The sequence below is a fragment of the Vibrio sinensis genome, from assembly GCF_003605645.1.
Lineage (GTDB): Bacteria > Pseudomonadota > Gammaproteobacteria > Enterobacterales > Vibrionaceae > Vibrio > Vibrio sinensis.
This window is the reverse complement of sequence record NZ_QVMU01000005.1, coordinates 199,119-218,956: the sequence shown is the minus strand read 5'-3', so window position 1 is coordinate 218,956 and position 19,838 is coordinate 199,119. Positions and strand designations below refer to the sequence as shown.

Below are 19,838 nucleotides of genomic sequence, written 5' to 3'. Positions count from 1 at the left end.
TCATGAGACCCATTATTATTACTGGCGGACCTGGCGCGGGAAAAACGACGCTAGTGAACGCATTCGCTAAACAAGGCATTATGACGTTCGAAGAGGGATCTCGTTATCTTATCGAGCAGCAAAGTCAGCTTGATGCAGGTATTTTGCCTTGGACGAATTTGCCTGGATTTGCTCGCCTATGCTTGCAACTGATGAACCAGCAAAAGCAGCAGGCTTATAATCATCCGATTGCTTTTATGGACAGAGCCATTCCGGATATCTGTGCGTATTTGAAAGTGGGCGGTTGTGAGGTTGGTGCTGAGTACGTGGCATCATGCGCTGATTACCATTCACAGGTCTTTGTTTGTCGCCCTGAGGCATCTATTTACGTTCAAGATGAGATACGTCCTCATAGTTTTGAAGAAGCACTACAAATACACGATACTTTAATCGAAACCTATCGAGAGCTTGGTTTTGATGTTATCGAAGTACCTTGGGGGAGCATAACCCAAAGAGTGCAATTTATCGCAATGACGTTGGGCTTTGTGTTAAATGATATCTGTTGAGTCTGAGAGAGTGCGGTATTAGATAGCGCTATTGTTGCAGATATATGGCTTTCACCTAACCAATCATTTAAGAGTGGTTAGGTGAGGAAATAACGCTACTTTTGATTGAGCTTTTGCAAAAACTTATCCGATTCTGCGATAGCCGTATTCATTTGGGCAATGGCATACTGAATTTCTTTTTCTAAGTCACTAAACTCCCCTTGCAGTGAGCCAATCGCGCTCGCATTGAGGTTATGTTTAAGAAATAGAGTGTTATCTCGTAGCGTGTTTAGAACCGGTGTCATTTTCTGTTCCGCGTTCTTCATTGCTCGAATCATACTTCTATATGACGTCTCTGTTTGACGCAGTTTTTGTTCACTGGCTCGGCGTAGTTTACTGCTGGTGTACAACGACAGCTCTTCTTGCCACTCGGCAAATAAGGCTTCAGAAACATCTTCAATGGCAGCGATGCGGCTTCTTACGTTTTCAGCAGCTTGCTCACTGTCTTGGTATTTCGCATTGATGTCATTGTAAACGTCTTCAAGTTCACCACCATTAAAATTAGTTAGTGCTGATAACGCTTCCAGAGCACTGGTGAACTCTTGCTGAGCTTCTTCTTGTGACTCTTTGGCATCTTCAACACGATCGACCATGATATCGCGTTTATGGTAGCCAACTTGTTCCATGGCAGAGTAATACGCAGACTGGCAGCCAGTTAACGTAAATAGTGAGAGTACGATCGCGAGTAGGTAAGGCATCTCAAGTTCCTTTCAATTAGAATGATAGGTGCATAATATACCAAGCTATTCACACAGAAATACGTATCTTGAGATCACTTGGGTATACAAAGAATGAATGAGTTATTGGAGAGATACAAGTTGAAATTCGATTCTATCGTGAAGCAGTTTATCCTATTTTCTCGTTACTTATGGACGAGAGTTATCCATGACCGTATTAATGTTAATGCCGGCTACCTAACCTATATTACGCTTTTATCTTTGGTTCCAATGCTGACGGTCTTGTTGTCGGTATTATCTTCTTTTTCGATTTTTGCCACTGCCGGAGAGGTGATACAAAACTTTGTTATCACACATTTTGTTCCAACGGCGGGGGATGCGGTTAAATCAGCATTGCTCGAATTTATTGCCAATACGGGAAAAATGACAGCGGTGGGTAGTGTGTTTTTATTCGTTGCTGCTTTGATGTTGATTTCCAATATCGACAATAACCTCAACTACATTTGGCGAGTGAAGCAAAAACGTCGTGCTGTTTTTTCATTCTCAATGTACTGGATGGTTTTGACTCTCGGTCCGATCCTAGTGGGAGCGAGCATTGCGGTGACTTCCTATGTGACATCACTGCAAATATTAGACAACCAAGTGTTATCTCAAGCTTACAACCTACTGTTGCGCTGGCTTCCTCTTATCTTGTCGTTTAGTGCTTTTGTCGGCTTGTATATGTTGGTCCCGAATAAACGAGTCCATCTGTCTCACGCATTAGTCGGTGGAATGATTGCCGCTTTGTTGTTTGAACTGAGCAAAAAAGGCTTCGCAATCTACATCACTCAATTCCCATCCTATCAGCTTATTTATGGTGCACTCGCTGCCATCCCTATTTTGTTTATTTGGGTTTATCTGTGTTGGTTGATTGTATTAATTGGTGCTGAGGTCACTGCGGCATTGGGTGAGCGTGAACAGTGGAGTGTGGATACAGACGTGTTAGACTCCTCGCCAGATGTTGTAAAGTATTTAGAAGGAAAACCAAGTGATCGCTCTGATTCAAAGAGTAAGTGAAGCCGCAGTTCGTGTTGACGGTGAAGTTGTTGGTGAAATTGGGCAAGGCTTATTAGTATTGCTTGGCGTTGAAAGGGATGATGATGAAGCGAAAGCGAAGCGCTTAGTGGAACGCGTTTCAACGTATCGTGTCTTTGAAGATGCCGATGGCAAAATGAATCTTAACGTTCAACAAGTGAACGGTCAGGTTTTAGTGGTGTCTCAATTTACATTACCAGCGGACACGAAAAAAGGGACACGAGCAGGCTTTTCTCGTGGTGCTCACCCTCAAGACGCCGAACGCTTGTATGATTACTTCTCGGATCAATGTGAGTTAATTTTACCAACGGCTCGTGGTCGTTTTGCCGCTGATATGAAAGTTTCTTTGATTAATGATGGTCCGGTGACTTTTTGGCTGCAAGTGTAGCTTGTTTGCTTTGCCTATATCTGTTTGTCTAGGTAAAGCAAAACTATTTGATGCGTACACTCAAAGGATTGATATGTTCAAACTCATCACACCCAAAACTGAAAATCAGCTCAACAAGTACTATCAATTTCGTTGGCAAATGCTGCGTGAACCATGGCAAATGCCTATTGGTTCGGAGCGAGATGAATACGATGTGATGAGCCACCATCGAATGATCGTGGATAGTCGTGGTCGGCCAATGGCTATCGGTCGATTGTATATAACGCCTGATAACGAAGGTCAGATTCGTTATATGGCAGTTAAAAGTAATCGTCGTAGTCGTGGTATGGGATCATTGGTGTTGGTGGCGCTGGAATCCTTAGCGCGTCAGGAAGGGGTAAAGCGTTTAGTGTGTAATGCACGTGAAGACGCAATAACCTTTTATGATCATAACGGTTTTGATCGCCGGGGTGAGTTAACTGATGAGCGTGGGCCTGTTCGACACCAACAGATGGTGAAGCATCTTGACCCTATGGCTAATGTGCTACGAAAACCAGATTGGTGTGCCCAATTACAAGAACGCTGGGAACAACAGATTCCGATCAGTGACAAAATGGGCATCAAAATTAATCAGTACACGGGCTATCAATTTGAATGCTCCGCTCAATTGAACCCAAATCTTAACCCTCATAATACGATGTTTGCTGGCTCTGCATTCACATTGGCAACCTTAACTGGCTGGGGAATGACTTGGCTACTGATGAAAGAGCGCAATCTTCAAGGAGATATCGTATTAGCTGATAGCCGAATTCGTTATCGTCACCCCGTAGAAGAAAGCCCTGTCGCTTCAACATCTTTGGATGGTATTAGTGGCGATTTAGATCGCTTAGCGTCTGGGCGTAAAGCGCGTATTGTGATTCACGTGACCATATATAGTGGCACGGTTGCCGCGGTTGATTTTGTTGGAACTTATGTTTTATTACCTAGCAATGAAGCTTAGTAATGAAGCTTAGCAATAAAGCCAAGTGATGAACTCAGGTAATGAGCTTATTAATCCGAGTTCAGCCTAGTTAACCTGAACCTCAAGTTCTTGTGCCGCTTTGGTTTCAGTCGGTTCCATTTCTTTCGTTTTAGAGTCTACCTTAGTCTCTGAGACCGCCGATTCACATTGTTTAGTCAGATATTGCTTAGTCAGATACTGTTTGCCTGTGAATAAATCGAACCAGAGTCGCTGACAGGGCTCTTGATGGGTATAAAGTAAGGTGGCGTAAGCCATTTTTGTCAGGTCAAGGTCACCCATAATTAATGCGTTGTCTTCATTTACATCAGACTTTATTTTAATTCGACCTCTATCCACCACAATAGCGATGTTATCTAAAGAGAATGGCTGAGCGATTTTTTCGTGCGTTGTAGCATCGTTAAGCATCTCATTTGGTGTTTGTTTTAATGATGCACGACCTTGGTGAATATCCGCAAACCCCTCACCGCTTACAGAATGAGCAAACATGGCGTAATCTCCAGATAGCCCTTTCGCTTCGAACTGAATATCAAACAAACCATCGAATGGTAGATGCGGCGCTACAGGGGTAAGTATGGCCTTTAAAGGGAGGCTATCGGCCTCCACATCCAATGACCAAGGGGCACTTTTTTTACTTTTGTCCCACTGGGCAGATGCTCTGAAGTAACCATGTTCTAATGGAAATATGGCTCGCTCAATCGTCAAAACATCCTGATCTGAATGGGCAGAAAAAATCGGTTGGGTGACCAATGTCTTGTCGACGCTAAGGGTGTTTGCTGACAGTTCGATAGAACCTTGCCACAGTCCTAACTGGTGTTGGCGAACTAAGGTGAGGTTTGTACCATCAACTTGTAGCCCAGAAACTTGCCAGAAAGGAGCTTGCTCTATCTGAATAAACTGACTGTTTTCGATATTTAATGACTGGATCGATAACTGCTCCAACTGTTGGCTGCTCAGCCATAGTTGTGCGCCTAATTCATTAGTGTTTTCTAGCCATTTCACACCGCTTAATGTCAGTGAATCAAGCGCCAGTTGCCCTGGTGAAATCAAGCCCGAGAACAATATGCGACCTTCATTTAGATCTGCATCAAAATCTTCGATTTGTATTCCAAGCTCTGAGAATGTGAACTTGGCTGTGGGTGCAATAAGCATAACGTCATGATAACGAGCATTATCAGCATCAAATGAGAGGTAACCTTTTGGCTGATCCCAGATGCTTTTCTCAAGGTCGATGTTTTCTATCGAAGCAGCAAGATTCTCAAACTGTACATCTCCAATCGATAAGTTGCTGCGCATGATATCTAGACTGTTGATATGGTTAACCGGAAAGTTAAACGATGCCAATAATCGGGTGAGTTCCGTTAAGGAAGAAGAGAGTTTAGACGGCGCTGATGTCGAGCGTTCGTGTATTTGAGGTTCTTCTATTAGAGCTTCTTCTAGAGCTTCTTCTATTAGAGATAGGTGCTTAATGGTGACATTCACGAGTGACCATTTTGATTGGTATTGCTCTGCTTGGCCGGTAAAAGAGGCACCTTGCCATTGGAAAGAAGCGCCATACACAGTGCTGTTTTCCGCTTTATTATCAATGTCCAGCAAGATATCGTCGAGGGCTTGCCCTTGCGTGTATAGCTGTTCGATTTCAATTAAGGCCTTGCCGTAAGGCAGGTGTTGAGATTGATTGACCCATTTAGGTTGTTCAATTTGTACGTTTACATTACGTGCTGACCACTCTTTGCCTATAAGATCGACATGCTGAAAAGCGAGTTGCTGTAAAGAGAGGGAGTGGAGAGGTCGAGTGAGCGTTGAATGTAGTTCAATATTTCCCCCATTGATGATTAACGAATCGATGGCGAGCTTGCCATTTTTCCATGGCATCGTGCTGAGCCAAACGCGCACACTTGGAAGGTAGTACGCCTGTTGTTCTACTTGAAACTGAAGCCCCTCTAGTTCGAAATTGAGTGGTGGCGTATAGTGCACATTTTCAACGGAAGCTTGATAGGTGGAATCTTGGGAAAAAAGGGCGTTAACGATATTTTTGGCGTAATGAGTTTGCAGTGCGAAAAATAACGCAGCGATGAGAAGTGCTGTCACAACAATGAGTGCGGTAACGAAAATACAGAGTTTTTTTCTCACAGCTCGTCTTTATCCTTATTAAGCAAAGCGTCTTTCAGTTGATTATATCGCTTTAAGTTGACTGTATAGAGTGGTCTATTTTGCATGCGCAAGCAATAAAAAGCCCCTCGAAAGAGGGGCTTAGGAGTCTAATTTAGCACTCTTACTTGATTTTGTGACTGATTGCTATCAATCAGCAGTGACCAGTTAAACCATAGTCATTAATCTAGTTGAGGACCTGCAGCGACAAGTGATTGACCTTCTGCATTGTCAGTGTACTTATCGAAGTTATTTACAAAGCGTTGAGCAAGATCGCGCGCTTTGCTATCCCATTGTAGAGGATCAACATACGTATCACGTGGGTCAAGGATGCTTGAATCCACGCCAGGTAGTGATGTAGGAACTTCTAAGTTAAAGATTGGGATGTGTCGAGTTTCTGCATGCTCAATTGAACCATCCAGAATCGCATCGATAATGCCGCGCGTATCTTGAATAGAAATACGCTTGCCAGAACCATTCCAACCCGTGTTAACCAAGTAAGCTTCTGCACCCGCCGCTTCCATACGTTTAACCAATACTTCTGCGTATTTTGTTGGGTGTAGAGTTAGGAATGCTGCACCAAAGCAAGAAGAGAAGGTTGGTGTTGGTTCAGTGATGCCACGCTCAGTACCAGCTAGTTTAGCGGTAAAGCCAGATAGGAAGTGGTACTTCGTTTGCTCAGGTGTCAATTTAGACACTGGAGGTAGAACGCCGAACGCATCTGCCGACAAGAAAATAACTTTATTGGCATGACCGCCTTTAGAGACAGGCTTAACGATATTTTCGATATGGTGGATTGGGTAAGAAACACGCGTGTTTTCTGTTTTAGAACCATCGTCAAAGTCGATAGAACCATCGCTACGAACTGTTACGTTCTCTAGTAGCGCATCACGACGAATTGCGTTGTAGATATCAGGCTCAGCTTCTTTAGATAGCTTGATGGTTTTTGCGTAGCAACCACCTTCAAAGTTGAATACGCCGTCATCATCCCAACCGTGCTCATCGTCACCGATTAGCGCACGTTTTGGATCTGTAGATAGAGTTGTTTTACCTGTGCCAGATAGGCCGAAGAATACCGCAACATCGCCATCTTCACCTAAGTTTGCACTACAGTGCATTGATGCAATGCCTTGAAGAGGAAGGAAGTAGTTCATCATTGCGAACATGCCTTTCTTCATCTCACCGCCGTACCAAGTACCGCCGATTAACTGCATACGTTCAGTTAAGTTGAATACTGTGAAGTTTTCAGAGTTCAGACCTTGCTCTTCCCACTTCTGGTTGGTGCATTTCGCGCCATTCATAACCACAAAGTCAGGTTCAAACGTTGCTAGCTCTTCTTCGCTAGGGCGGATGAACATGTTTTTTACGAAGTGCGCTTGCCACGCAACTTCGGTAATTACTCGAATACTTAGGCGAGTATCCGGGTTTGCACCACAATAACCATCGATAACAAATAGGCGTTTGTCAGAAAGTTGAGTTGTTACCAACTCTTTAAGTTCGTTCCATACTTCTTGATTGATCGGTTTGTTGTCGTTTTTCACAGCATCAGAAGTCCACCACATATGTTCTTCTGTTGTTGCATCTTTAACAATGTATTTATCTTTTGGTGAGCGGCCAGTAAAGATGCCTGTGTCGACTGCTACTGCGCCAAGTTCAGTAACAATACCACGCTCGTAACCTTCTAGATCGGCACGAGTTTCTTCTTCAAACAACACTTCGTAGCTCGGGTTGCGCACAACCTCTTTAACGTTATGAAGTCCGTGTTTACTTAGATCAATTGTTGCAGCCTTTGTATGTTCCATAACGGTCATAGGTGCTCCTTGTGGATATTTTTTTGTAGGGATTTTGTAATAATGTTTTTAATTGTTATCTGCTCACCATGCTAGCAACGGGCCGGAGAGAAAACAGGGAGATAGCTCAAAAAACACCCATGATTTCAAAGTTGATTTAGGCGACTCGTCACATATTGGCATGGCCATTTTATCGCGCACGCAAAGCATTGCGCTAGATCAAAAGAATTATTGTTATTTAGAAATTAAGTACAGCATGCGGTAGGGGGTTTTAGTGAAATGGGTAAAATTTGGACACAAAAAAGCCAGCACTAGGCTGGCTTTATGCGGGATTTTCACGTACTTGTTAAAGTGAACGAATTAATGTTAACAGTTGTTAACACTCGCATTGTCACCTAAGAAGCTTAGTGTACAGTCTCATTTCCGCCTTCAACGAACAGAGCTTCAACTTCTGCTTCATCAAATGCGTAAGTGGTACCACAGTAATCACAATGTAGAGAAACGTTGCCATCTTCTGCAAGGATTTGTTTGATCTCCTCACGGTCAACCGTCATGATCGCTGCGCCGCTGCGTTCACGAGAACAGCCACAGTGGAAAGAGACAGGTTGAGGTTCAAATAGGCGAACCGTATCTTGGTTGTACAAGCGGTACAGTAAAACATCGGCTGCTAAACCAAATAGCTCTTCATTTTTCACTGTATTGGTTAGTTGCTCTAAATGTTCAAAATCGTCTGGCGCACCAGTGCCATCTGGCATGATTTGAATCATCATACCTGCAGCGTGAGCTTTACCTTCAAATTCGCCAGTGCGGATCCATAGGCGAGTTTTCAACTGTTCAGAGTTAGCGAAGTAACCCTCGAATACGTCTGCTAGAGTTTCACCGTCTAAGCCAACGACACCTTGGTAGCGTTCGCCTTTCTTAGGTTCAATCGTAATAACAAGGTAGCCTTTACCCATCATCTCGTGCAGCGTTGCGTCATCAGCAATCTCACCTTCCCAGCGAGCAACACCACGGATCTTCTGATCGTGGTCGCCATTGATAACTGCCAATGAAACCGGGCCATCACCTTGAAGTTGCATGGTAATAGAGCCTTCGAATTTCAAAGTTGCTGTTAAAAGAGTCGTAGAAACGAGTAGCTCACCAAGCAGCTTTTGCAGTGCTGCTGGGTATTCCTTGCTGGCAATAATCTGTTGGTACACTTCATCTAGTTGTACCATTTCGCCACGTACAGAAAGATCTTCAAATAGGTAGCGATTTAAAACGTTGTTGGCCATTGAGCGATATCCTCGTAGGTATTTTCTGGCTTTTTACTGAAGCTTAAATTTGATAATGTCGCGGCGCTGCTTTTTATCAGGGCGGCGTTCTGGGCTCGGGTTATGAGCATGAAGCTTGCGGCGAAGTGAATTTTCTTCACGTTTAGCGATGCTGCCAGCGGTTTCCGAATAAAGCGTTTGTGCTTCAGGAGCACCTCGACGATGGCCAGAAATTTTCTCGATAATAACGGTCTTTTCTTCCTGACCTTGGCGAAGCGTAATTTCTGCACCCAGTTCCACCGTTTTGCTGGGTTTGCTGCGCTGGCCATTATAATGAACTTTACCGCCATCGACCATGTTTCGAGCGATTGAACGTGTTTTATAAAAACGTGCCGCCCATAGCCATTTATCGAGTCTTATTGCTTCTTCTGGGGAACCCATGTCGGTCTTTATCCTCTAAGATGATGATTGTTGCTGAGTCGCTGGGTTTATCACTACCGCATTGATGAACTAACAATGGTGATGTAGTGCTCATTTTTCAAGTTACTTTGTGAAAATGAATCTGGAACACCTTGCATCGGCACGATTTTATATTTTGCAAGATACATAATTTGATAGAATAGATGGCTCATAAATCGCATCTGTCATCTATCATGCAGTGTCATCATTTTTCTTGTCTTGGTAATCATTTGCTTCTTCTTTTCTATGCGATGATCAATAAAAAGGTATTTGAGTGAATCAATTTGGCTTTGGGCCTGACAAAGGGCGCAAGTACATACAAAAACTGGTGAAGAATCAGGCACGAGTTAGTGCACTCACTACCGTTGGCTTATTATTTACATCGGCTTGGGTTGCAGGACAGTTAGTGTGGCAGCCATTCATAACGCAACAAGTTGCGACTTGGACTCCGATGACAAGTTCTACCTCAATAAAAGCGGATGCCTCAGTATTCGATATGGCGGGTCTTCAGAACAGCCAATTGTTTGGTCGTTATCAGCAAGACACACCTAAAGTGGTTGAAAAACCTAAATTGGAAGACGCACCTAAAACTCGCCTCAATGTTGTTTTAGTCGGAGTAGTGACCAGCACAACACCAGAAAAAAGTTTAGCGGTGGTAGCAAACCGAGGTAAACAGAATACCTATGGTGTTGGTGAAAGTATTGATGGCACCAGAGCGAAAATCGTTCAGGTACAAGTTGATCGCGTCATCATCGACAACTCAGGACGCAATGAAACGGTGATGCTTGAGGGGTTAAAGTATTCAAAGCCCGTTCAGCAACCAGTGCAACGTAATCAGCAGCCGAGTAAAACCATGACGTCTGCCGAAATGGACAAGATTCGCGCAGATATTAATAAAGATCCTAAACAAATTTTCCAATATGTGCGTATGTCGCAAGTTAAACGCGATGGCAACATCTTGGGATATCGATTGTCTCCAGGGAAAGATAGCCAGCTATTTAATTCGGTTGGCCTGAAATCAGGCGATGTGGCAACACATCTTAATGGCCAAGATTTACGTAATCCGGCGGCAATGACAGAAATTTTTAAAAGCTTATCAGAGATGAGTGAGCTGAATTTAACGGTTGAGCGAGATGGTCAACCTTACGACATCTACATCGAATTATGATACCGACCCAGTGTAAGAGTAATAGGCGTGCAAAGATGAATCCTTTAAGGAGTAAAGAGTGAAGCATTGGCTTAAAAAAAGCGCGTGGCTGTTAGCCGCAAGTTTAGTGGCGCCATCGCTGGTATCAGCAAGCGAATATAGTGCGAGCTTTAAAGGCACAGACATTCAAGAGTTTATCAATATTGTTGGACGTAACTTAGAAAAAACCATCATTGTTGATCCGTCTGTGCGTGGCAAAATTGATGTGCGCAGCTATGACACGCTTAGCGAAGAGCAATACTACAGCTTTTTCCTGAATGTCCTTGAAGTGTATGGCTACGCAGTTGTTGAAATGGACAACGGTGTACTCAAAGTTATTAAGTCAAAAGACGCGAAAACCTCGGCAATTCCAGTCGTGGGCGATGGTCACGTAAAAGGTGATGAAGTTGTGACTCGCGTAGTGGCAGTTCGTAACGTTTCCGTTCGTGAACTATCTCCTTTGCTACGTCAGCTGAACGATAATGCGGGTGCGGGTAACGTAGTTCACTACGATCCAGCCAACATCATCCTGATTACTGGTCGAGCGGCGGTAGTAAACCGTTTGGCAGACATCATCAAACGTGTTGACCAAGCGGGTGACAAAGAGATTGAGGTGGTGGATCTTAAAAACGCTTCTGCCGCTGAAATGGTGCGAATTGTTGATGCATTAAATAAGTCTTCAGATAGTAAGAACACTCCTGCATTTTTGCAGCCTAAGCTAGTAGCGGACGATCGCACTAACTCAATTCTGATTTCGGGTGATCCGCAAGTGCGTAAGCGTCTGCGTAAACTGATCCAGCAACTTGATGTTGAGATGGCGACCAAAGGCAACAACAAAGTGGTCTACTTGAAATACGCGAAAGCGGAAGATCTCGTCGACGTACTAAAAGGTGTCTCTGATAACCTGCAAGCTGAGAAATCATCTGGGAGCCAATCGGCTTCGGCACAACGCTCTAACGTGATGATCGCTGCACATAAAGATACTAACGCGTTAGTGTTAACGGCTCCGCCAGATATTATGAATGCGCTACATGACGTGATAGCTCAGTTAGATATCCGCCGTGCGCAAGTGTTGATTGAAGCGCTGATTGTCGAAATGGCAGAGGGCGATGGTATTAACCTTGGTGTGCAATGGGGCTCATTGGAAACCGGTGCTGTTGTTCAATATGGCAATACGGGCGCGCCGTTAGGGCAAGTGATGATTGGCTTGGAAGAAGCCAAGGATCAAACGAGTACGGAATACTACAATGATAGTAACGGCAATCGAGTTCCTTATACTGTAACTGAATCAGGTAGTTACGATACGTTAGCTTCTGCCCTTGCAGGTGTGAATGGTGCGGCAGTCAGCTTAGTGATGGGCGACTGGACGGCATTAATTAGCGCTGTTTCGACGGATTCTAATTCGAATATTTTGTCTTCACCGAGTATTACCGTTATGGATAACGGCGAAGCTTCTTTCATTGTGGGTGAAGAAGTACCGGTGATTACGGGCTCAGCGGCGGGTTCAAACAACGATAACCCATTCCAAACTGTGGATCGTAAAGAAGTCGGTATTAAGCTTAAAGTCGTACCACAAATTAACGAAGGTAACTCAGTTCAACTTAATATTGAGCAAGAAGTCTCTAACGTGCTTGGTGCAAACGGTGCGGTTGACGTGCGTTTTGCTAAGCGCCAATTGAACACTTCCGTTATCGTGGAAGATGGTCAAATGATCGTGCTTGGTGGCCTTATTGATGAGCGTGCTTTAGAAAGTGAATCAAAAGTACCGCTATTGGGTGATATTCCAATATTGGGTCACTTGTTCAAATCAACCAGTACTCAGGTTGAGAAAAAGAACCTGATGGTATTCATCAAGCCAACCATCATTCGTGATGGTGTGACAGCAGACGGTATTACCCAGCGTAAGTACAACTTTATTCGTGCAGAACAACTCTATAAAGCGGAAGAGGGTTTGAAGTTAATGGCTGACGATCATATTCCAGTATTACCTAAATTTGGTGATGACCGTCGTCATCCTGCTGAAATTCAGGCATTTATTGAACAGATGGAAACGAAGTAATGATCGATGCTGATGTGGCGATGGACTATCGTCGTTTGCCATTTAGTTTTGCGAATCGATTTCACTTGGTGTTGGAATACACACCAAGTGGCTTAACCTTGTGTTATGTCGAGCCAATCGCGATGGAAGCCTTAGTGGAAGTGAAGCGTGTTGTAAATCAGCCGTTTGCTCTGCAAGCCGTATCGAAACAAGAGTTCGAAAGTAAGTTAACCAGCGCCTATCAGCGTGATTCTTCAGAAGCACGTCAGTTGATGGAAGACCTTGGTGCCGATAACGATGACTTCTTTTCGCTCGCAGAAGACTTACCGCAAGATGAAGACTTATTAGAGTCCGAAGATGATGCACCGATCATCAAACTCATCAATGCGATGCTGGGTGAGGCGATCAAAGAAGGCGCGTCGGATATTCACATCGAAACTTTTGAAAAGACGTTGATGATTCGTTTCCGTGTCGATGGTGTATTGCGTGATGTATTGTCACCGAGTCGTAAGCTTGCGCCATTATTAGTGTCTCGTGTGAAAGTAATGGCGAAACTTGATATCGCAGAAAAACGTGTCCCTCAGGATGGTCGTATTTCATTGCGTATTGGAGGTCGTGCTGTCGACGTGCGTGTTTCAACCATGCCGTCGTCTCACGGTGAGCGTGTGGTAATGCGTCTACTAGACAAAAACGCGACCCGTTTAGATTTACACAGCCTAGGTATGACGCCAGAAAACCATGAAAACTTCCGTCATATGATTCAGCGCCCGCATGGGATTATCTTGGTAACAGGGCCGACAGGTTCGGGTAAGTCGACAACCTTGTATGCTGGGTTACAAGAGCTGAATAGCAATGAAAGCAATATTCTGACGGTTGAGGATCCGATTGAATTTGATATTGATGGTATCGGTCAAACACAAGTAAACCCAAAAGTAGATATGACATTTGCTCGCGGTTTACGTGCCATCCTTCGTCAAGATCCGGATGTGGTGATGGTCGGGGAAATTCGTGACTTAGAAACCGCTCAAATTGCGGTTCAAGCTTCATTAACCGGTCACCTTGTTATGTCGACATTGCATACCAACACGGCGATTGGTGCGATCACGCGTTTACGTGATATGGGGATTGAACCGTTTTTGATCTCTTCTTCACTGCTTGGTGTCTTAGCTCAGCGTTTGGTGCGTACATTGTGTTCTAGCTGTAAGGTGCCGTATGCCGCCGACAAAGAACAGAAGAAACTATTTAACCTACAAGAAAGCGATTCGTTAACTCTGTACAAGCCTCATGGTTGCGAACACTGTAATCAGAAAGGTTATCGCGGACGAACCGGTATTCACGAACTGCTGATTGTTGATGAATCGGTACAAGAGCTTATTCACAGCGAAGCGGGTGAACAGACGATTGAAAAAGCAATACGTGGTAAGACGCCAAGTATTCGCCAAGATGGTTTGAAAAAGGTTCTTCGTGGTGTGACTTCGTTAGAGGAAGTGATGCGAGTGACCAAGGAAGCATAATGGCGGCATTTGAATACAAAGCTCTGAATGCGAAAGGCAAAACTCAAAAAGGAGTGATTGAGGGCGATAATGCGCGTCAAGTTCGTGCTCGTTTGAAAGAGCAGGGGCTGATTCCCGTTGATGTAACGGAAGCACGTCAAAAAGCCAGCAAACAAAGCCAATCGACTTCAATGAGCTTCAAGCGCGGTATTAGCACGCCGGACTTAGCGTTGATTACCCGCCAATTAGCCACATTAGTGCAATCTGGTATGCCGCTTGAAGAGTGTTTAAAAGCGGTATCGGAGCAATCTGAGAAACCTCGTATTCGCACCATGTTGCTAGCGGTTCGCTCTAAAGTGACCGAAGGTTATACGTTATCGGATAGTTTGGCGGATTTTCCTCATGTTTTTGATGATCTGTTCCGTTCAATGGTGTCGGCGGGGGAGAAATCTGGTCATCTTGATTCGGTACTAGAGCGTCTGGCTGATTACGCTGAGAATCGCCAAAAAATGCGTTCAAAGCTACAACAAGCGATGATTTATCCGGTGGTGCTGGTGGTTTTTGCTGTCGCTATCGTAGCGTTTTTGTTAGCGGCTGTCGTACCAAAAATTGTGGGTCAGTTTGTTCAAATGGGACAAGAACTACCGCAATCAACACAAATTTTGCTCGCTTCCAGTGAATTTATCCAAAATTGGGGCTTATTGCTCTTAGCTTGCATTGTGATTGTTGGGTATCTGTTTAAATTTGCCCTTACCAAAGCGAGCATTCGCTTAAGTTGGGACAAAAAGGTGATACACATGCCGATTGCCGGCAAGATATCGCGCGGTTTAAATACCTCCCGTTTTGCTCGTACGCTTTCGATTTGTACCTCCAGTGCTATTCCTATTTTAGATGGTATGAAAGTGGCGGTAGACGTGATGTCGAATCATTACGTTAAGCAGCAGGTTTTACTCGCGACAGATAATGTCCGAGAGGGGGTAAGCTTAAGAAAATCACTGGAGCAAACCAAACTTTTTCCGCCCATGATGCTACACATGATCGCCAGTGGTGAACAAAGTGGTGAGTTAGAAAGCATGTTAACTCGAGCTGCAGATAACCAAGACCAGAACTTCGAGTCGACGGTGAATATTGCATTGGGTATTTTCACGCCAGCATTGATTGCTTTGATGGCGGGATTGGTTCTATTTATTGTGATGGCAACTATGATGCCGATTCTAGAAATGAATAATTTAATGAGTGGCTAGTACGCTCTTGTTTTATATTGCACGGCCTAAAAATCAGGGCTATTCAATTCCAACTTCGTGCTTGCCTTTTGGAGAACAAAATGAAAAACAAAACAAAAAAACAAACTGGTTTTACTTTATTAGAAGTGATGGTCGTTGTGGTCATCTTGGGTATTTTGGCTAGCTTCGTGGTACCAAACCTATTGGGTAACAAAGAAAGAGCCGATCAACAAAAAGCGATTACCGATATTGTTGCATTAGAAAATGCACTCGATATGTACAAAATCGACAACCATATCTACCCAACAACGGATCAAGGTTTAGAAGCGCTCGTGAACAAGCCGACCAACCCTGAGCCAAAAAACTACCGTGACGGTGGCTACATTAAGCGTCTACCTAACGACCCATGGGGTAATGAATACCAATACCTAAGCCCTGGCGATAAGAGCTCAGTAGATATCTTCACTCTTGGTGCTGATGGCCAAGAAGGTGGTGAGGGTGCGAGTGTCGATATTGGCAACTGGAATCTGCAAGATTTTCAATAAGGCTATGGCGGCGTAGGCCGCCATTTTTATCTTATGGTGAAGAACAAAGGCTTTACGCTTTTAGAAGTGTTGCTGGTGCTGTTGTTGGTGTCTTTGGCATCGGTTGCAGTGATCAGCACGCTACCAAGCAATAGCAAAGATGAAGCAAAGCAACACGCGAATGCTCTTTGGCAGCGACTGCAACTGCTAAATGAAGAAGCAATGCTCAGTGGCAAGGATTTTGGTTTACGGATTGATGAAGCTAAAAGCCAATACTTTTTGCAGCAAATGAGCGTTGATGGTTGGCAAGCATTAACCGTGAATAAAATTCCCGAGCAAACGGATCTACCAGAAGATATTTCGATCGAGTTGAAGCTTGGGGGAGATGCTTGGCAAGATGATGACCGCTTGTTTAAGCCGGGCAGTTTGTTTGATGAAGAGATGTTTGCGGAGTTTGAAGAGAAAAAGGCGTTGCCACCGCCACAAATTTTTATCGTAGCGAGTGGTGAAGTCACACCCTTTACGATTGCTATTTATCCAAAGAATGACAAGACCAAACAAGATGCTTGGCATGTTGTGGCAAAAGAGAATGGTCAAATACTATTGCTCGCACCGGGAGAGTTGGATGAAGACGCGTAGTCGAGGCATGACACTTATTGAAGTGTTAGTCGCTTTAGCCATTTTTGCTACGGCTGCTATAGCAACGATTCGTTCGGTGAGTCAGCACATCAATACCTTAAATTATTTAGAAGAAAAAACGTTTGCCGCTATGGTTGCTGATAATCAGTTAGCCAAAGTCACGTTACAACCACAGGCGTTAAAAAAACAAACGGGTAAAGAAGAGTTGGCGGGTCGAGAGTGGTTTTGGACGGTAACACCGGTCCCCACTTCTGATGGATTGCTACAAGCGTTTGATGTGAGTGTTTCAGCGAAGAAAACAGGTTCGTCTATCGTGACCGTGAGGAGCTACCTTGCAAAATAAACGAGGTACTGACCACGCCGCTATTCGAAAAAGTCATGTTCATAAGAGCGGCACTCGAAAAACCAGTACTCGAAAAAGCAGTGTTCGAAACAAAGGCTTCACGCTAATCGAAGTACTGGTGGCGATTGCTATTTTTGCGAGCCTAAGTGTGGGCGCATATCAGGTGCTCAATCAAGTACAGCGAAGCAACGAAATTTCACTAGAGCGTGGTCAGCGGTTAAAAACCTTGCAACGCGCACTGGTTTTCATGGACAACGATTTTCGTCAAATGGCGCTGCGTCAATCACGAACCAATGGTGAAGCACCAAGTAAGAACTTGATCCATTGGCAAGATTACTTATTGGATTCGGATGCAAGAGGCGTCATGTTTGCGCGCACCGGATGGCACAATCCTCAGCAGCAATTTCCACGAGGAGAAGTGACTAAGGTTGGTTACCGAATTAAAGATGGTGTCTTAGAGCGTTTGTGGTGGCGTTATGTCGATACCCCAGCCGGACAAGAGCCGATAGTGATGCCTTTGATAGATGGCGTTGAAGAATTCGATATGCGTTTTTTTGATGATAAATCTTGGCAAATGACGTGGGATAAGCCAGGCAAATTACCTGCAGGAGTATCGGTTCGATTGAAGCTAAAAGACTTTGGCGATATTGAACGTATTTACTTAACGGGCGGTGGTGCTCTGGTCGGTGCAAAGGGTGAAAACGATGACAAATAGCGTTCACCTAAAACACGCAACAGGCCAAAGCTCAGTACGTAAAATAGAACAAGAGCGTAAAACAGGTCAAAAACTCAAAAGAGGCCAAAGACGTAACTATGCTCGGCCTAAGCATTCAGCGCGCCAAACAGGTGTCGCCTTGATTGTGGTGTTAATGCTATTAGCGATAATGGCGACCATTGCGGCGACGATGTCGGAACGTTTGTTTAGTCAATTTAAACGTACAGAGAATCAACTCAATTACCAACAAGCTTATTGGTATAGCGTTGGCGTTGAATCGCTAGCCAAGGTGGGTATTGAACAAAGCTTTAAAGACAGTGATAACATTAACTTATCTCAACCTTGGGCATTGGAAGAGCAAACCTATCCACTTGAGAATGCAACCTTGGTCGGGCGTTTAGTCGACAAGCAAGCGTGCTTCAATCTCAATGCACTGGCAAGTGCTGAAGCCAGTACGACAACGGATAAGACGCCATACTTGGTTGAGACACTGCAAGTGTTACTAGAAGAGCAGGGTGTTGAAAATTATCAAGCAGAGATAGCGGCTCAATCTTTGTGGGAATTTGTTGATAACAACGGCGCGATCAATTCGACCGTGGGTGTGGAAGATAGTACTTATGAGTCACTAAAACCCGCTTATATGACAGCAAATTCTCTATTAGCGGATAGCAGTGAATTACGCTCTGTCTATCAAGTGAGTGCTCAAGTGATGGAGAAAGTGCACCCCTTTGTGTGTGCGCTTCCAACCACTGAATTTCGGTTGAATGTGAATACGATCAGTGTCGATAACGCGGCACTGTTGGCGGCGATGTTTCATCCGGCTTTAGCAGAAAGTGATGCAAAAAAAATATTAGAAGATCGCCCTTTTGATGGGTGGGACAATGTCGATGACTTTTTAAGTGAACCCGCATTAGCGAGTGTAAAAGAACAGCAAAAGAAGCAGGTTAAAGGCTACTTAACAGTCGATAGCGCTTACTTTGAATTGGATGCAACCATAGAAGTTGACCACTCGCGAGTGCGAGTTCGAAGCTTACTATTTAGCGATGACAGAGAAACTGCAACGGTAATACGCCGTCGCTTTGGAGGAATCGGTGAGCGAGTTTTTGATCGTTCGGCTGAGCAAAAGTAATACAGCTAATAGGCAATGGTTAGTTTGGTCTGAAAACCAGCATGAAGTGATCGCTAGCGGTGATTTGATGATGGGGCAACCTTTGTCAGACATAGCCTCATATGCAAACCAGAGACCGACAATCGTTCTGTTATCTGGGATGGATGTGATCTTAAAAAACGTCGAGATCCCTGCGGGAGCGAGTCGTCAGTTTGATAGCATGTTGCCGTATCTACTTGAAGATGATATCGCACAAGATGTCGATCAATTGCATTTTAACGTGTTGAACAAACAAGATGGCCGAGCACAGGTTTGTGCTGTGGAGCTCGCTTGGCTAGAGGCGCAGGTCCAACAACTGCAAGAGCAGGGTTTTAACGTACGTAAGGTTCTACCGGATGTACTTGCCTTGCCTGATGTTGAGGGAATAGCGGCGGTTGAATTGGCGGGTAATTGGCTATTAAAGAAATCAGCTTATCAAGGCATGGTGGTTGAATCTGACTGGCTAGCCATGATGGCAAAATCTGACTGGGTTAAAGAGGATGGGGAATATCTACCTCTGAACGCCTACTCTGCGCTGCCGACACTGGAATTGGCAGATGATCAGCAGTGGCACAATGATGAACCACAGTTAGTGATGAGTTTACTGGCCAAACAGGCAATAAAAAGCAAAATTAACCTGTTAACAGGGAAGCTCAAGCCTAAGTCTTCAGCGTTGCGTCACTTAAAAGTTTGGCAAAAAACAGCCGTTGCCGCGGGCGTGCTGGTGGCGGTGTTATTTGTCAGCCATGTGATGCAGACTCAAAATGCAGAAGCACAAGCGGCAGCTTATCGTGCTGAGAGTGAGCGTATATTCCGTTCGGTGATGCAAGGTAAGCAGCGAATTCCAACCGTGAGTTATTTAAAGCGCGAAATGGAACGTGAAACTGCAGTGTTATCGGGTGGCAGCAGTGATGATTCGATTTTGAATTGGTTGGACAAACTGCCAACGGCGCTGGCGAAAGTGCCAGGGTTTATCTTGGTAAGCTTTAAGTTTGATCAAGGTCGTGGTGAGTTACGCTTGCAAGCCCAGAGCAAAGACTTTCAGTCTTTTGAACAAGCAAGAATTGAATTGGCAAAGCAGTTTAATGTGGAACAGGGTCAGCTAAGTAAAACCGGTAACCAAGTGAATGGTACGCTGGTATTAAAGCGTCTGTGAG

At 44.4% G+C, this 19,838-nt stretch carries 19 protein-coding genes; 14 read left to right on the top strand and 5 right to left on the bottom strand.

Annotated elements, in window-relative coordinates:
* Nucleotides 1–2 precede the first annotated feature (2 nt).
* Complete coding sequence (locus DZ860_RS08570) at nt 3–545, top strand: AAA family ATPase (protein WP_120030517.1); 543 nt, start codon at nt 3–5, stop codon at nt 543–545.
* A 95-nt stretch (nt 546–640) separates the two neighbouring features.
* Here the strand turns inward: DZ860_RS08570 and DZ860_RS08565 are convergent, their stop codons facing one another.
* The gene (locus DZ860_RS08565; RefSeq protein WP_120030516.1) at nt 641–1,282 is read right to left on the bottom strand and encodes a DUF2959 domain-containing protein; all 642 of its coding nucleotides are present in this window, start codon (nt 1,280–1,282) and stop codon (nt 641–643) included.
* A 93-nt stretch (nt 1,283–1,375) separates the two neighbouring features.
* Here DZ860_RS08565 and DZ860_RS08560 point away from each other — a divergent pair, with 93 nt between their 5' ends.
* From DZ860_RS08560 to DZ860_RS08550, 3 genes are all read left to right on the top strand, one after another.
* A complete protein-coding gene (locus DZ860_RS08560; RefSeq protein ID WP_120030515.1) occupies nt 1,376–2,317 on the top strand; it encodes a virulence factor BrkB family protein in 942 nt (313 codons plus the stop codon).
* Nucleotides 2,289–2,723, top strand: coding sequence for a D-aminoacyl-tRNA deacylase (gene dtd, locus DZ860_RS08555; protein WP_120030514.1), 435 nt, complete (start codon nt 2,289–2,291; stop codon nt 2,721–2,723). Before DZ860_RS08560 ends, dtd begins: the two co-directional genes overlap by 29 nt.
* A 73-nt stretch (nt 2,724–2,796) precedes the next feature.
* Entirely contained in the window at nt 2,797–3,702 is a 906-nt protein-coding gene (locus DZ860_RS08550; RefSeq protein ID WP_120030513.1) for a bifunctional GNAT family N-acetyltransferase/hotdog fold thioesterase, read from the top strand.
* A gap of 66 nt (nt 3,703–3,768) precedes the next feature.
* On the opposite strand, the gene DZ860_RS08545 is transcribed toward DZ860_RS08550, so the two are convergent.
* The 4 genes from DZ860_RS08545 to hslR all read right to left on the bottom strand — a co-directional run bounded on the left by DZ860_RS08545 (nt 3,769) and on the right by hslR (nt 9,355).
* Nucleotides 3,769–5,853, bottom strand: coding sequence for an AsmA family protein (locus DZ860_RS08545; RefSeq protein ID WP_120030512.1), 2,085 nt, complete (start codon nt 5,851–5,853; stop codon nt 3,769–3,771).
* Nucleotides 5,854–6,053: 200 nt separating this feature from the next.
* Nucleotides 6,054–7,682, bottom strand: a complete 1,629-nt coding sequence (gene pckA / locus DZ860_RS08540; RefSeq protein WP_120030511.1) for a phosphoenolpyruvate carboxykinase (ATP) — start codon at nt 7,680–7,682, stop codon at nt 6,054–6,056.
* A 383-nt stretch (nt 7,683–8,065) separates the two neighbouring features.
* Complete coding sequence (hslO, locus tag DZ860_RS08530) at nt 8,066–8,935, bottom strand: Hsp33 family molecular chaperone HslO (protein WP_120030509.1); 870 nt, start codon at nt 8,933–8,935, stop codon at nt 8,066–8,068.
* A 33-nt stretch (nt 8,936–8,968) separates the two neighbouring features.
* Entirely contained in the window at nt 8,969–9,355 is a 387-nt protein-coding gene (gene hslR / locus DZ860_RS08525; protein WP_120030508.1) for a ribosome-associated heat shock protein Hsp15, read from the bottom strand.
* Nucleotides 9,356–9,647: 292 nt separating this feature from the next.
* Here hslR and gspC point away from each other — a divergent pair, with 292 nt between their 5' ends.
* The 10 genes from gspC to gspL all read left to right on the top strand — a co-directional run bounded on the left by gspC (nt 9,648) and on the right by gspL (nt 19,837).
* Nucleotides 9,648–10,541 (top strand): type II secretion system protein GspC, encoded by an 894-nt coding sequence (gene gspC, locus DZ860_RS08520; RefSeq protein WP_243641830.1) that lies wholly within the window; start codon nt 9,648–9,650, stop codon nt 10,539–10,541.
* 58 nt (nt 10,542–10,599) lie between these two features.
* Nucleotides 10,600–12,618: a type II secretion system secretin GspD gene (gene gspD, locus DZ860_RS08515; protein WP_120030507.1), complete on the top strand. Its 2,019-nt coding sequence runs from the start codon at nt 10,600–10,602 to the stop codon at nt 12,616–12,618.
* Nucleotides 12,618–14,111, top strand: a complete 1,494-nt coding sequence (gspE, locus tag DZ860_RS08510; RefSeq protein WP_120030506.1) for a type II secretion system ATPase GspE — start codon at nt 12,618–12,620, stop codon at nt 14,109–14,111. Before gspD ends, gspE begins: the two co-directional genes overlap by 1 nt.
* A complete protein-coding gene (gene gspF, locus DZ860_RS08505; RefSeq protein WP_120030505.1) occupies nt 14,111–15,334 on the top strand; it encodes a type II secretion system inner membrane protein GspF in 1,224 nt (407 codons plus the stop codon). Before gspE ends, gspF begins: the two co-directional genes overlap by 1 nt.
* A gap of 80 nt (nt 15,335–15,414) precedes the next feature.
* Nucleotides 15,415–15,858 (top strand): type II secretion system major pseudopilin GspG, encoded by a 444-nt coding sequence (gene gspG / locus DZ860_RS08500; protein ID WP_120030504.1) that lies wholly within the window; start codon nt 15,415–15,417, stop codon nt 15,856–15,858.
* Nucleotides 15,859–15,891: 33 nt separating this feature from the next.
* Nucleotides 15,892–16,476 carry a type II secretion system minor pseudopilin GspH gene (gene gspH, locus DZ860_RS08495; protein ID WP_120030503.1) on the top strand — a complete coding sequence of 195 codons (585 nt, stop codon included), beginning with the start codon at nt 15,892–15,894 and terminating at the stop codon, nt 16,474–16,476.
* Nucleotides 16,463–16,819 carry a type II secretion system minor pseudopilin GspI gene (gene gspI / locus DZ860_RS08490; protein WP_120030502.1) on the top strand — a complete coding sequence of 119 codons (357 nt, stop codon included), beginning with the start codon at nt 16,463–16,465 and terminating at the stop codon, nt 16,817–16,819. Before gspH ends, gspI begins: the two co-directional genes overlap by 14 nt.
* 22 nt (nt 16,820–16,841) lie before the next feature.
* On the top strand, nt 16,842–17,534 hold the full coding sequence (gene gspJ / locus DZ860_RS08485) for a type II secretion system minor pseudopilin GspJ (protein ID WP_120030531.1): 693 nt from the start codon (nt 16,842–16,844) through the stop codon (nt 17,532–17,534).
* Nucleotides 17,524–18,663: a type II secretion system minor pseudopilin GspK gene (gene gspK / locus DZ860_RS08480; RefSeq protein WP_120030501.1), complete on the top strand. Its 1,140-nt coding sequence runs from the start codon at nt 17,524–17,526 to the stop codon at nt 18,661–18,663. Before gspJ ends, gspK begins: the two co-directional genes overlap by 11 nt.
* A complete protein-coding gene (gene gspL / locus DZ860_RS08475) occupies nt 18,626–19,837 on the top strand; it encodes a type II secretion system protein GspL (protein WP_120030500.1) in 1,212 nt (403 codons plus the stop codon). The genes gspK and gspL overlap by 38 nt, the downstream gene beginning before the upstream one ends.
* Nucleotide 19,838 lies beyond the last annotated feature (1 nt).

Bases quoted from the DNA above. Each gene is read 5' to 3' on its own strand.
- DZ860_RS08565 (WP_120030516.1), bottom strand. From the start codon at position 1,282: ATGCCTTACCTACTCGCGATCGTACTCTCACTATTTACGTTAACTGGC.
- hslR (WP_120030508.1), bottom strand. From the start codon at position 9,355: ATGGGTTCCCCAGAAGAAGCAATAAGACTCGATAAATGGCTATGGGCG.
- gspK (WP_120030501.1), top strand. From the start codon at position 17,524: ATGACAAATAGCGTTCACCTAAAACACGCAACAGGCCAAAGCTCAGTA.
- gspI (WP_120030502.1), top strand. From the start codon at position 16,463: ATGAAGACGCGTAGTCGAGGCATGACACTTATTGAAGTGTTAGTCGCT.
- hslO (WP_120030509.1), bottom strand. From the start codon at position 8,935: ATGGCCAACAACGTTTTAAATCGCTACCTATTTGAAGATCTTTCTGTA.
- DZ860_RS08570 (WP_120030517.1), top strand. From the start codon at position 3: ATGAGACCCATTATTATTACTGGCGGACCTGGCGCGGGAAAAACGACG.
- gspG (WP_120030504.1), top strand. From the start codon at position 15,415: ATGAAAAACAAAACAAAAAAACAAACTGGTTTTACTTTATTAGAAGTG.
- gspE (WP_120030506.1), top strand. From the start codon at position 12,618: ATGATCGATGCTGATGTGGCGATGGACTATCGTCGTTTGCCATTTAGT.
- DZ860_RS08560 (WP_120030515.1), top strand. From the start codon at position 1,376: ATGAATGAGTTATTGGAGAGATACAAGTTGAAATTCGATTCTATCGTG.
- DZ860_RS08550 (WP_120030513.1), top strand. From the start codon at position 2,797: ATGTTCAAACTCATCACACCCAAAACTGAAAATCAGCTCAACAAGTAC.
- pckA (WP_120030511.1), bottom strand. From the start codon at position 7,682: ATGACCGTTATGGAACATACAAAGGCTGCAACAATTGATCTAAGTAAA.
- gspH (WP_120030503.1), top strand. From the start codon at position 15,892: ATGGTGAAGAACAAAGGCTTTACGCTTTTAGAAGTGTTGCTGGTGCTG.
- gspF (WP_120030505.1), top strand. From the start codon at position 14,111: ATGGCGGCATTTGAATACAAAGCTCTGAATGCGAAAGGCAAAACTCAA.